The sequence below is a fragment of the Streptosporangium sp. NPDC049078 genome (assembly GCF_040648855.1).
In the GTDB taxonomy this organism is placed as follows: domain Bacteria; phylum Actinomycetota; class Actinomycetes; order Streptosporangiales; family Streptosporangiaceae; genus Streptosporangium.
Genome location: NZ_JBEZEL010000001.1, coordinates 181,004 through 194,040, shown reverse-complemented (window position 1 = coordinate 194,040; position 13,037 = coordinate 181,004). Strand labels below are relative to the sequence as shown.

Genomic DNA, 13,037 nt, shown 5'->3' with positions numbered 1-13,037 from the left:
CAGCCGACGTCGAGCGCCGCCGGCGTGCCGCCGGCGTGCGTCTGTCGCCGGCGGCGGTCGCGGTCGCCGGGTCCGCCCGAACGGCCGACCCGGTGCTCCCGTCAGCGGACGACGACGAAGTCGGACGCGAGCCTGGGGGCGCGGTCCCTCGGCGGGGCGGCGGGGTGGCCGATGGCGACGGCGCCCATCGGGTCCCAGTCCAGGGGCAGGTCGAGGACCTGCCTGACCACGTCGCGGCAGAACATGGTGGACGACACCCAGGCGGATCCCAGGCCCTCCACCGCGAGCTGGACCAGGAAGTTCTGCACCCCCGCGCCGGTCGCGACCACGAACATCTCCCGCTCGGCCGCATCGCGCCGGGCGTCGCCGTAGGTGTGCGAGCCGTCCATCACCAGGCAGGGCACCGCCAGACAGGGGGCCGCGCGCAACACGTCGCCCCGCCTCACCCGCTTGGCGATCGACTCCTCGGAGAATCCGTCACCGCGCAGGTCGGTGATCCAGGCCTCCCGCATCGCGTCGAGCAGCTTCTCGCGGGTCTCCGCCGACTCCAGCAGGACGAACCGCCACGGGGTCGTGTGGTGCGGGGCGGGTGCGGCGATCGCGGCCTCGACCGCCCTGCGGACCTTGGCGCCGTCCACGGGGTCGGCGGAGAACTCGCGGACGGTCCTGCGGGCGAAGACCACGTCGCGCGAACCGTACCGGAACATGTCCTCGGCGGACGGGCGGAGCAGCTCGCCGACTCCCGGACCGTCCTCCTCCGTGGTGTACTCCGCCAGACCTCTGATCACCGCCACCGGGGTCTGCGAGACCTTCCCCTTGACCAGGTCCCCGGCCGCCGCGAACTCGTCGGCGACGGCGGTCAGGGTGACCTCGAGCGGGTTGCCGTGGTCGTCGGACATGCCCCGGTAGTCGAGCGCGGGCGTCACCCCCGCGAGGCCGACGGCGAGGTCGGTCTGGCCGTTGCGCCACGGGCGGCCGAAGGTGTCGGAGATGACCACGCCGACCGACACACCGAGCAGCTCCCTGACGCGCGCCCTGACGGCCGAGGCGGAGGCGTCCGGGTCGGTGGGCAGCAGGACGACCGTGCCGGGACGGGTGTTGGAGGCGTCGACCCCGGCGGCGGCCATCACGAACCCGTGCGCCGTCTCGGCGATCACGGTCTCACCCCTGCGGGCGACCACCCGCCGCGTCTCCGCCTCGACGGCCTCGGCGCGGGTCGCGTCGTGCAGCACCCGGCCCTCGGCCTTGCTGGAGATCTTCGAGGTGACCACGAGGATGTCGCCGTCGCGCAGGTCGGGCAGGGCCGTGGCGATCAGCTCGCCGACGTCGTCGCCCTCGCGCACCTCGGGCATGCCGGGAACCGCGAAGACCTCCACCTTGACGTCCGAGGACTCCTCCTGTCCGCGCCTGAACCGGCTCATCACACACCTTCCTCGGGGGTCGCGGACGCGCCGGATCCGTTCGCGGCGGGAGAACCCTCGTACGGCGCCGGAGGGGCGGCGCGCCGGCCCGCGAGCCGTACGGCCATGTCCAGGGCGGCACGGGCGATGGCCGCGGCGGACTCGACGTCGTGCATGATCAGCGGGCGGGCCTCGACGTCGACGCCGTCGAGGGCGACCCCGGCGTCCTCCTCCGCGACCAGCCAGCCGTCCACCAGCGGTGATCCGTACAGTTCGAGGACGGCCTGCGCGGTGGTCTCCACGCCGATCGCGGTCAGGCAGGCGTCGGCCATGCCCCGGACGGGGGCGCCGCCGACGATGGGCGAGACGCCGACGACGGTCTTGCCCTCAAGGGCCTCGCGGACGCCCTTGATCTGCAGGATCGTGCCGATGCTGACGACCGGGTTGGACGGCGGGAGGATGACCGCGTCCGCGGCGGCGATGGACTCCAGCACTCCGGGGGCGGGGGAGGCGTCGTCCGCGCCGACCAGGATGATCTGCTCGGCGGGGACCGAGGCGCGCAGCCGCACCCACCACTCCTGGAAGTGGATGGCGCGACGGCCCCGCTCGTCGGAGACGACGACGTGGGTCTCGGTCCTGTCGTCGCTCATCGGGATCAGGCGTACGCCCGGCTGCCAGCGCGCGCACAGCGCCTCGGTGACCGCGGACAGGGGGTATCCGGCGTCGAGCATCTGGGTGCGCACGATGTGGGTGGCGAAGTCACGGTCGCCGAGGCCGAACCACTGCGGCTCGACGCCGTAGGCGGCGAGTTCCTCCTTGACGACGTGCGACTCGGACCGCCGTCCCCACCCCTGCTCCTCGTCGATGCCGCCGCCCAGTGTGTACATCACGGTGTCGAGGTCGGGGCAGACCCGCAGGCCGTAGAGGCTGATGTCGTCACCGGTGTTGCCGATGACGGTGATCTCGGAATCGGGGGCCGCGGTGAGCAGGCCGCGCAGGAAACGGGCGCCGCCGATTCCGCCGGCGAGGGAGACGATGCGCATGCCGTCCAGTGTTCCACTAGGTCACCTGACCCGTTGTCGGGGTACCGGCGGGCGATTCACACTACTCTTTTCATGATCGTTATGCGGGGCGCCCGCCCTGCCGGATCGCCTGGTAGGACGCCCGAAATGTGGGCTTATAGGGTGTCAAAAAAGTATTTGTGGGGTTGGTGGGCTTCCCGGGACCACCGGCAGCAAAGTCAGCCATGTGCAAAACTGACCCGGGTTTACCTAAAGACCCTCTGGGGGTAGTTGTGATCAATGTCGAGGCGGGCCGGCTCCGGGAACCGGCCGCGTGGCTCATGGTCGCCTTCGGGTCCGCGAGCGTTCTCGTCGGCATCGAACGCCTGCTTTTCGGGGGTGGGCCGTCGTCCTCCTTCGCCGAGCGCTCGTCGGACTTCACGGGGCAGTTCACCTCGCCGGTCGCGTCCGCGTTGCTCGTGGGCGCCGTGCTGCTGGCGACCAACTTCGGCCCGGTGATCGAGCGGCTGAAGGTGATGGCCCTCGTCGTGGCCGGCACGCTCGGCCTCTCCGCGCTGTTCGGCCTGATCGGCCTGTTCGGCGGGCTGTTCGGGGGCGCGGAGGGCTTCCTGGGGAAGGTCGAGTTCTTCCTCGTCAACCTGCCCGCCCTCGCGTTGACCGTGGTCGCGCTGCTGTACGTGCTGCCGAAGGCGATCCCGCCGGGCCCGCGCGAGGACCCCTTCCGCGCCGGTGGCGGCTTCGGCCACTCCCCGGACCCGCAGGAGCAGCGGTACGCCTACAGCCGGCCGCCCGTCCCCGGGCAGCAGGCTCCCTCCCAGGGCCCCCAGGGCGTTCCGGGACAGGGCGTTCCGCAGGGCGCGTACCCCCAGGCCCAGGGCGGCCCCCCTCCCCACGGCCCCCAGGGGCAGATGCCCCCGCAGGGCGGCCAGGGGTATCCGCAGGGCCAGGGGCCGCAGGGCGGCCAGGGGTATCCGCAGGCCCAGGAGCCGCAGGGCGGCCAGGGACACCCGCAGGAGGCCCCGCCCGTCCCGGCTCCGCAGCCCCCGTACGAGCGCCCCGCGCTCCCGCCGGCGCCCGCGCACAGTTCCACCGGAGCCCAGGAGGGATACGGCCGGCCGGAGGCGTCCCCCGCGCCGCAGGCCGGTGAGGGATACTCACAGGCCCCCTACCCGCCGCCCGCCGAGAACCAGTCCTACGCCGCCCAGCCCGGCCCCTACGCTCAGCCGTCCCAGCAGCAGGAGCCGCAGGGGTACGCGCAGCAGGAGCAGAACCACCCGCAGCCCGCCTCGCCTGTGGAGAGCTACACCCCGAACCCGTACGTCGCGGCGGACGTCCAGCCCTCGGCCCCTGCCAAGCCGTACGATCCCCCGGCCGCGGCCTACGACCCGCCGATCTACGCCGCCCCGGTGGAGCCGCACGCCCAGACGGAACCCCGTCTGCCGAGCTACCCGCAGTTCCCCGACTCCTCGTCGTACGGTCAGGAGTCGCAGGACTTCGGCAGGCAGGCTGAATCTCCGGCGTCCCCGGCGTTCCCGGAGTCCCCGGCCTCGCCGGTTCCCCCCGCGTACGGCCAGGAGGCGCAGCCGTCGGGATCCGGGCGGCACTCCAGCCCTCGGCTGCCGAGCTACTCCCAGTACTCAGAGCCCTCCCAGTACGCCGAGCCCTCGTCGTCCTCGTCGTACGGTCAGGGGACGCAGGACTTCGGCAGGCAGGCCGACTCGTCCGCGTACGGTCATCAGTCGGACCCGCTGCGGTCCGACTATGGGCAGACCGCTCCTTCCGGACAGTCCGACCCGCTCTTCGGACGCCAGGACGAGCCTCCGACGTCCCCGGTCTCGCCGGTTTCTCCCGCGTACGATCAGGAACCGCGGCAGCCGGGCTACCCGCAGCCCGAGCAGCCGAGCTACTCGCAGCCCGATCCGCAGGGATACCCGCCCGCCGACTCGCAGGGCTACCAGCGGTCCGAGGTCCCGGGCTTCGGCGGGCACCGGGAGTCGCAGTCCTACCCGCAGCCGGAGCCGCAGTCGCCCGGCTACGGGCACCAGCCCGAGCAGCAGGCCGAGGGGCACCAGGGCCGGACGGCGGACAGCCGGCAGCACCCGCCGTTCGACGGCCCGCCGCAGTCCTTCCCGCAGCCGCCGGAGAACTACGGCCAGCCGTTCACCGGTTACTCCGGCGCCGAGTTCGGCCGTCAGGGCGAGCAGAGCCCGGCATACCCGGCGCCCGACCCGGTGGACCTCAGGTCCCAGCAGATGGCCCAGGCGTACCAGCAGGCGGAGAGCTACCAGCAGCAGGCCCAGCAGGGCGGCACCGAGCCGCAGCTGCGCGTTCCCGAGTACGGTTCCCCGGGGTACGAGGGCCCGTTCGGGCACCCGCAGACCCCTGAGGCCCCGCGCCCCCCGCAGAGTCCCCAGCCCTCACAGACCCCTCAGGCTCCGCAGGACTCCCAGGCGCCGTACGGGTCCCACCAGTGGGACCCCCAGTCGGAGACGACGGTCCGGTTCGACCCGAGCGCCTACCAGGGAGACCCGCTGAGCGGTCCCTCGCCCGCGGCCAGGACGTGGGACTCGCAGCCGATAGACCCCACGGCGATCTACAAGCCCGAACAACGCCCAGGTCAGGTCACGGATGAGGAAACCACGGATAGAGAGAGGGTGGGCCCCGGTCAGGATCAGAACATGTCCTGGTACGGTTCCGACCGCCGAGAGCACTGAGCCCCTGGCGGTCGAAGCGATCACCTGGTGCAATTGCCGTCGTGGCAGGCACACGACCCACAACCGGGGAGAGCAGGTCTTTCCCCGGATACCAGCATGCCGCTTGACGCCACACCGAGCACACGCGTGTAATTACACACGTGTTGTTACGCCTTCCTCTGGGTGGGTAAGGGGGAGGCGTTCATAGGGGGGCTCCAATTTTGCGGGCTTGCGGCAGGGAGGTGTGCAGTGGCCGACCTGGTCATCGCACAGGAGAGCATCGCTGAAGAGCAGCTTGGCTGGCAGGAGCGCGCCTTGTGCGCGCAGACCGACCCGGAGGCGTTCTTCCCGGAGAAGGGAGGGTCCACCCGCGAGGCCAAGAAGGTTTGCCGCTCCTGCGAGGTGCGTGCCGAGTGTCTTGAGTACGCACTCGAACACGACGAGCGGTTTGGAATCTGGGGTGGGTTGTCGGAGCGTGAGCGCCGCCGCATCAAGCGTGAGGCGGTCTGAGCCGTCCGGAGACCGGGTGGCCGGAAGGCTTGAGCGCTCTGGCGTCCGGACGCTCTGGACGTCCGGGCACCGGCGAACACTATGAACACGACAAACACCATGAACACCATGAAAACCGATCGAGACCGAGGCGCCGAAGCGGTGGCGAAGAGGCTTGATCGGTCTGGCAGAAGTGCATGACGCCTCTAGGAGGCGTTTGACGAATATGTCCACGGGGTCACGTGACCGTCGGTCACGTGACCCTTTTTTCATGCCCGCGACCAGGTGTAAGACATAGTCCGACAGAGGGTGCCGTATCGTTAGCGCGCCGATTCCCGCCACTCCTGAACACGGGACATATGTCCATCACCGACCCCCCGCACCCCCAGCGCCCCCAGCACACCGTCACCGCGATCGTCGTCTCCCACGACGGTTCCCGCTGGCTGGGGGAGACCCTGGAAGCCCTGCTCAAACAGACCCGCCCGGTGGACCGGGTCGTCGGGGTCGACAACGGCAGCAGGGACGGCAGCGCCGCGCTGCTCACCGCGGCCCTCGGCTCCAGGGCGGTGCTCACCCTGCCGCGCTCGACCGGTTTCGGCGAGGCCGTCGCCGAGGTCCTCGACCGGCTCGGCCCCGGTGGCGGACAGGAGTGGATCTGGCTGCTGCACGACGACTGCGCCCCGGACGTCCACGCCCTGCGGCTCCTGCTGGAGGCCGCGGACGAGGACCCCAAGGCGGCGGTGCTCGGGCCCAAGCTCCGCGACTGGCTCGACCGGCGGCTCCTGCTGGAGGTCGGCGTCACCGTCGACCGTACCGGCCGCAGGGACACCGGGCTGGAGCCCCGCGAGTTCGACCAGGGGCAGTACGACGGGACCAGGGACGTGCTCTCGGTCTCCACCGCGGGCATGCTGGTCCGCAGGGACGTCTGGGAGGAGGTCGGCGGGCTCGATCCCGCCCTGCCGCTGTTCCGCGACGACCTCGACCTGTGCTGGCGCGTCAGGAACGCCGGACACCGCGTGCGGAACGTCACGGGGGCGGTCGCCTGGCACGCGGAGGCGGCCACCCGGCGGCGGCGCCGCATCACCGCGAGCGGGGACCACCCCCGCCGCCTGGACCGCCGCAACGCGCTCTTCGTCGTCATGGCGAACCTGCCCCTGCGCCCGCTGCTGTGGGCACTGGTGCGCAACGCCTTCGGGTCGATCTTCCGTACGGTGCTGTTCCTGGTGGCCAAGCAGCCCGCCAACGCGCTGGACGAGTTTCTCGCGTTCGGCTCGGTGTTCGGTCACCCCATCCGGATGATCAAGGCAAGGCGGGTGCGGGCGAAGGGCCGCAGGCAGGGGTACGCGGCGGTGAGCCGGCTCCTCACCCAGCCGGGCGCCGGTTACCGCCGGCTCGCCGACAGGGCACGGAGCTACCTGGCCGGGGGCGGGTTCGTGGAGTCCGCGGGACGCCACCACGCCATGGCGGCCTCGCCGCACGCGCAGGAGGACGGCGAGGAACTGCTCACCGACGCCGGGGTGATGCAGCGCGTCTTCGGAAACCCCGGCGTCCTGCTCTTCCTGGCGCTCGTCCTGGTGACGCTGGTCGCCGAGCGCGCGGTGACCGGCGGGGCCAGGCTGGGCGGCGGCGCGCTCGTCCCGGTGATCGGCGGGGCCTCCGACCTGTGGGACCTCTACCGCGCGAGCTACCACCAGGTGGGACTGGGCACCGACGCGTGGGCCCCGCCGTACGTGGCGGTGCTGGCCGTGCTCTCCACGCTGATGTTCGGCAAGACGTGGCTCGCGGTGTCGCTGCTGCTGCTCGGCTGCGTGCCGCTGGCGGGGATCTCCGCGTACGCGGCCACCCGGTCGATGATCCCCGGCCGCTGGACCAGGGTCTGGCTCGCCTCCTCGTACGCCCTCCTGCCTGTCGCCACCGGCGCGGTCGCCGCGGGACGGCTCGGCACCGCGGTGGTCTTCGTGCTGCTGCCCGTCTACGCGGCGCTCGCCACCGCCGTCCTCACCGCGGAGCGCCGTCGCGCCCGCCGCGCCGCCTGGGGCCTGGGACTTCTCCTCGCCGTCGGCACGGCCTTCGCCCCGCTGGTCTACCCGCTGACCGCGATCCTCGGCGCGCTGGCGGCGCTCGCCTTCCCGCGCAGGGGCGTCGCGGTCTCGATGCTCGTGGCGTTCGCCGTCCCCGTGGCCCTGCTGTTCCCCTGGCTCCTCCAGGTGGTCGCCGCCCCCGGGCAGCTGCTGCTGGAGGCCGGGCTGCACCAGCCGGAGCTGGTCGACCCCGCGCTGCCCGCCGGGTCGCTGCTGTTGCTCAGCCCCGGCGGTCCCGGCATGCCGCCGCTCTGGGTGACCGGTGGTCTCCTCGCCGCCTGCCTGCTCGCGCTGCTGATGCGCCGCAACCGGATGGTGATCGCGGTCGGCTGGGGCGTCGCGCTCTTCGGGGTGCTGGTGGCGATCCTGGTCAGCAGGACCACCGTCACCTCGATCAACGGCGACGTCGAGGCCCCCGCGTGGCCGGGGGTGCCGCTCGCCTTCGCCGCCACCGGCATGCTCGTGGTGGCCGCGCTCACCGCCGACAGGATCGTGGAGTTCCGGGCCGCGGGGGGAGTGCGCAGGCTCGCCGCGCTCGGTGTCGTGCTGGTCGCGTTCTCCACGCCGCTGCTCGCGGCGGGCATGTGGATCGTGAAGGGCGTGGACGGCCCGCTCCGAGGGACCGTACGCGACGTCATGCCGGCCCTCGCCGCGAACAACTCCTCGGGCGGCGAGCGGACCCTGCTGCTGCGCTCCTCGACGGGCGGTCTGCTCTTCACCGTGCTGCGCGGGCGCACCCCGGTGGTCGGCGAGGCCGACATCCCCGTCCCCGAAGGGCCCAGGGAGCTGGTCCGGCTCGCCGCGGCGGGGCTGGTGTCCGGCAGGGGCGGTGACGACGCCCGGGTCCTCGCGGCCCACGGCGTGCGGTTCGTCGTGGTGACCGCGCCCGTCGATCCGGAGATCAGCCACGCGCTCGACTCGCAGCCCTCGCTGGCGAGGATGAGCCTGTCCCGCTCGGTCGGCGTGTGGCGGCTCACCCAGCCGATCGCCCTTCCGGTGCCCCCGCCGGGAGACCCCTGGCACGGCCGCTGGCTCTGGGCCCAGGCCGCGCTGGTGCTGGTCGTCCTGGTCCTGGCCGCACCCGGGGCGCGTACCGAGTCCGACGAGCCCGCGCTCCCCCAGAACCTGCCCGAACCTCGCAGAGAGCTGGCCGCCCGGTGAAATCCCTGATCGAGAACCGGTTCAGCCTGCTGGTGCTGGTCCTGGTGGCCCTCCTCGCCCTGTACGGGGTGGCCTACGCCACCCAGCCGCAGGCCGTCGTCGTCACCGCCCCGGGGTTCGAGAAGGTGCCCGTCGCCTCGGTGACGGCCGTCTGCCCGGCGCCCGGAGACACCTCCGTCGGGGTGGTCGTCCCGCCGGGCAGCCGGGAGCCGGGCTCCGCGACGCTCGTCACGGGCGACAAGAGCCTCGCCACCGTCGACGTCCCCGGACGTCTCTGGCACGACGAGGTGCCGGCCTCGTCGCCGCCCCTCGTCGTCGCGGCCACCGGGAGCATGGCCGCCGGTCTGGAGATCTCGCAGACCCGCAGGGAGAAGTCGGGCGAGCAGCGAGGACTGGCGGGGACACGCTGCACGGAGCCGACGGCGAGCACCTGGCTGGTCGGGCCGGGGCCGGCCGCGGCGGACGTCACGCTGTACCTGACCAACGCCGATCTCGCCCCGGCCATCGCGGAGATCATGGTCTACACGGGCGAGGGGCCGGTGTTCGACGACTCGGGCGGCGTGTTCACCCTCAAGCCGGGCCAGAGCCGCTCGATCAAGGTCGTGGACATCGCCCCCTCGGCGCTCGTCGTGGCGATCCAGGTCCGTACCAGCGCGGGGCGGGTCACCGCCGCGGCACGGGCGATCATGAACGACGGGCGGGGCGTGGACTGGCTGCCCGCCTCCGCGCCCCCCGCCACCCGCGTCGTCGTGCCGGGCATTCCCGGCGGCGGCGGAAAACGCGAGCTGATCGTCGCCTCCGCAGAGGAGTTCGACACCCTGGTGGAGGTCAAGGCACTCACCCCCGAAGGGACGTACGCGCTCCAGGGCCGCGAACTCGTCGAGGTGCCCGCGGGTTCCGTGACGAGCCTCGACCTGTCCGGCGGGATCGGCGGCCAGCCGTCCGCGCTGGTGCTCACCTCGGACACCCCGATCGTCGCCGGGCTCGTCGCCACCGGCACCGGTTCGAAGACCGATGTGGCCTTCACGGCGGGGGCGGCCCCCATCGACCTGGGCAGCGTCGTCGCCGACAACCGTACGGGCGGCAAGGTGAGCTCCCGGCTGCTGCTGACCGCGCCGGACACGGCCGGCCTGGTGAGCGTGCAGGTGGTCCCGCGCGAGGGCGAGCCGGGCGAGCCGTTCCAGGTGGAGATCCCCGCCGAGCGGACCAAACAGGTCGCGCTCACCAAGGTGAAAGGGCCCTTCGCGGTGGTCGTGCAACCGCTGCCCGGGTCGGGACCGGTCTACGGGGGGCGCGTCCTGGAGGAACGGCTCAAGGGTGGGCCCGCGCTGACCGTGCAGCCGCTCGCCCCCGCCCGCCTGTGGGCGCTGGTCCCGCCGATCGCCGAGTCCGCCGCGACCGTCCTGCCCTGAACCGTTCTGCCCTGAACCGTCCTGTCCTGAACGGGGTCCTGCGCCGGAAGGCCACGGGAGCGTCGTGGTCTCCCATGTCGTGCCGGGTCGGTCGTGGCCGCCTCGGGACACGGCGGGGACGGCCCTCTCCGGCGCGGCGGGTCAGTCGTGATCGTCGAAGCCGGGATCGACCGACTCCGGGGAGAGCCCGAACAGGCCCGCGACCTGCTCGACCACCGTCTCGTGCACCATCGCGCCCAGGTGGTCGCGGTCGCGCGCCCTGCTCTCCAGCGGGCGACGGTAGATGATCACAACGGCCGGGCGGCTCCCCGCGGCGGGCTCCGAGCGTCCGAAGGGGATGGGGTCGCCGTTCAGCAGTCCGGGACCGTCGCCCAGCTCGCTGATCGGCGGGACCTCCTCGACCGCGAACTCCACGGCGGACAACTGCTTGGCCCACCGGGGCTTGAGCCGGTCGACGGCGTCCAGGACGAGATCGTCGAACCGCTCGCTGCGGGCCTTGGCGATCGGCACGTGCGAGGGCGCCAGCGGGCCGCGCAGGCCGCGACCATGCCTGTCGCGCCTGCGGGGAGGGCGGGGTCTGCCGGGTGCCGGGCTCACGGCCCCAGCTTAGACGTGACCCGGACCAGGGCGGGAGGTGCCGTGACCGGAGTGCGGGCGGACGGAAGGGGTGACGGCGGGGGCGCGGGTGACGGGGGATGCCGAGGAGAGGCGCGCGGACGACAGGAGTGATGTGGCGGAGCGGCAGGGGAGGGGCGCGGGAGGGAGGGGGCGTGCGGGAGATCCTGTCGTTCGCGTCAGGCGCACAGCGGTGGGACGAGAACCCCGTCGGGGAACGCCGCCCGCGGCGGCTCGTTTCTCCTCCCGGAGAAACACCGGGAATCGGCGAACGGTTGTAAGCCGTACAGGCAGGTGGAACCCGGGACACGTGTCCGAATTGTGGCGACACGCTCGTTAAGAGCGCTCAGATAGTGGCGCCTCGGACGCTTACCGGATACGGTCCCACCGTGAGCCCCGTCCGCCGCTGTTCCCGCACCGCGTGCAGTCAGCCTGCCGTTTTCACGCTCACGTACGTCTACGCCGATTCGACCGCTGTTCTCGGACCCTTGGCGACGTACGCCGAGCCGCACTGTTACGACCTGTGTGCCGAGCACGCCGAGCGGCTCACCGCCCCCCGAGGCTGGGAGGTGGTGCGCCTGCCGACCGATGGCGCGCCGCCGAGCACGGACGACCTGGAGGCCCTCGCGAACGCGGTCCGCGAGGCGGCCAGGCCCACGCCGAGCGGCGGCACCGAGCCGGTCGGCCAGGGGGTCGAGGTCGGCCGCCGAGGTCACCTGCGAGTGCTTCGCTCCGCACAGCCCCAGCGCGACCGCTGACCCTACTAGGCTGGGAGCACGAGACACGACGCAAGGGGTGGAGCTGGAGTGGGCGACCTCGCCAAGATCTTCAAGGCGTACGACGTCCGTGGCGTCGTGCCGGACGAGCTCGACGAGGAGACCGCGGAGGCGGTCGGCGCGGCCTTCGTGGAGGTGACCGGGGCGAAGACCGCCGTGGTGGCGTACGACATGCGCGAGTCGTCGGTGCCGCTGGCCGCGGCCTTCACCCGGGGGGCGACCTCGCGGGGGGCCGATGTGATCAACGCGGGCCTGGGCTCCACGGACCTGCTCTACTACGCGAGTGGCAGCCTCGGCCTGCCCGGGGTGATGTTCACCGCGAGCCACAACCCGGCCCGCTACAACGGCATGAAGATGTGCAGGGCGGGCGCCGTGCCGATCGGTGGCGCCACCGGGCTCGTCGAGATCCGCGAGCGGGCCGCCGCGATCCTGGCCTCGGGCATCCTCGGCGGCGAGGGGGGCGGGAAGGTCTCCGAGCGCGATCTGCTGCGCGGCTACGCCGACCACCTGCGCACCCTGGTCGACCTGTCGGGCATCCGGCCGCTGCGAGTGGTGGTCGACGCGGGCAACGGGATGGGCGGGCACACGGTCCCGACGGTGTTCGAGGGGCTGCCCGTCGAGCTGACGTCCCTCTACTTCGAGCTCGACGGCACCTTCCCCAACCACGAGGCGAACCCCATCGAGCCCGACAACCTGCGCGACCTGCAGAAGGCCGTGCTCGACGTGGGCGCCGACATCGGGCTCGCCTTCGACGGAGACGCCGACCGCTGCTGGGTCGTCGACGAGCGCGGCGAGTCCGTCTCCCCGTCGACGATCACCGCGCTGGTCGCGGTCCGCGAGCTGGGCAGGCACCCCGGGGCCGCGATCATCCACAACCTGATCACCTCCAGGGGCGTTCCGGAGATCGTCGCCGAGCACGGCGGCCGTCCGGTCCGCACCCGCGTGGGGCACTCGTTCATCAAGGCCGAGATGGCCGCGACCGGCGCGGTCTTCGGCGGCGAGCACTCCGCCCACTACTACTTCAGGGACTTCTGGTTCGCCGACTCCGGCATGCTGGCCGCGCTGCACGTGCTGGCCGCGCTGGGCGAGCAGGAGAAGCCTCTCTCGGAGATCCTCGCCGAATACACTCGGTACGCGGCCTCCGAGGAGATCAACAGCACGGTCGCCGACCAGGATGCGGCGACGAAGCGGGTCCGCGAGATCTTCGCCGCCCGCGCAGGCGTCACCTTCGACGAGCTGGACGGCCTGACCGTCTCCGGCCCCGGATGGTGGTTCAACCTCCGTCCTTCCAACACAGAGCCGCTGCTCAGGCTGAACGCCGAGGCGGCCGACGAGATTCAGATGGCAGCGATCAGGGACGAGGTCCTGGCTGTCGTGAGGAGCTGAAC

9 protein-coding genes are annotated in these 13,037 nt (G+C 72.4%); 6 read left to right on the top strand and 3 right to left on the bottom strand.

Annotation, left to right across the window (positions count from 1 at the left end; translation table 11 throughout):
* Window positions 1–101: 101 nt before the first annotated feature.
* Window positions 102–1,421: a coenzyme F420-0:L-glutamate ligase gene (locus AB0B90_RS00780; protein WP_362920091.1), complete on the bottom strand. Its 1,320-nt coding sequence runs from the start codon at window positions 1,419–1,421 to the stop codon at window positions 102–104.
* Window positions 1,421–2,443, bottom strand: coding sequence for a 2-phospho-L-lactate transferase (gene cofD / locus AB0B90_RS00775; protein WP_350946471.1), 1,023 nt, complete (start codon window positions 2,441–2,443; stop codon window positions 1,421–1,423). Before cofD ends, AB0B90_RS00780 begins: the two co-directional genes overlap by 1 nt.
* Before the next feature lie 251 nt (window positions 2,444–2,694).
* On the opposite strand from cofD, the gene AB0B90_RS00770 reads away from it, so the two are divergent.
* The 4 genes from AB0B90_RS00770 (at window position 2,695) to AB0B90_RS00755 (ending at window position 10,258) form a co-directional block, all read left to right on the top strand.
* Window positions 2,695–5,136, top strand: a complete 2,442-nt coding sequence (locus tag AB0B90_RS00770) for a hypothetical protein (RefSeq protein WP_362920089.1) — start codon at window positions 2,695–2,697, stop codon at window positions 5,134–5,136.
* A gap of 228 nt (window positions 5,137–5,364) precedes the next feature.
* On the top strand, window positions 5,365–5,625 hold the full coding sequence (locus AB0B90_RS00765) for a WhiB family transcriptional regulator (RefSeq protein ID WP_037969494.1): 261 nt from the start codon (window positions 5,365–5,367) through the stop codon (window positions 5,623–5,625).
* A 338-nt stretch (window positions 5,626–5,963) separates the two neighbouring features.
* The gene (locus AB0B90_RS00760) at window positions 5,964–8,846 is read left to right on the top strand and encodes a glycosyltransferase family 2 protein (RefSeq protein ID WP_350946473.1); all 2,883 of its coding nucleotides are present in this window, start codon (window positions 5,964–5,966) and stop codon (window positions 8,844–8,846) included.
* Window positions 8,843–10,258, top strand: coding sequence for a DUF5719 family protein (locus AB0B90_RS00755; protein WP_350946474.1), 1,416 nt, complete (start codon window positions 8,843–8,845; stop codon window positions 10,256–10,258). The genes AB0B90_RS00760 and AB0B90_RS00755 overlap by 4 nt, the downstream gene beginning before the upstream one ends.
* A 141-nt stretch (window positions 10,259–10,399) precedes the next feature.
* Here the strand turns inward: AB0B90_RS00755 and AB0B90_RS00750 are convergent, their stop codons facing one another.
* Window positions 10,400–10,855: a metallopeptidase family protein gene (locus AB0B90_RS00750; protein WP_350946475.1), complete on the bottom strand. Its 456-nt coding sequence runs from the start codon at window positions 10,853–10,855 to the stop codon at window positions 10,400–10,402.
* Between the two features lie 407 nt (window positions 10,856–11,262).
* Here AB0B90_RS00750 and AB0B90_RS00745 point away from each other — a divergent pair, with 407 nt between their 5' ends.
* Entirely contained in the window at window positions 11,263–11,631 is a 369-nt protein-coding gene (locus AB0B90_RS00745; protein WP_350946476.1) for a DUF3499 domain-containing protein, read from the top strand.
* 48 nt (window positions 11,632–11,679) lie between these two features.
* Entirely contained in the window at window positions 11,680–13,035 is a 1,356-nt protein-coding gene (locus tag AB0B90_RS00740) for a phosphomannomutase/phosphoglucomutase (protein WP_350946477.1), read from the top strand.
* Window positions 13,036–13,037 lie beyond the last annotated feature (2 nt).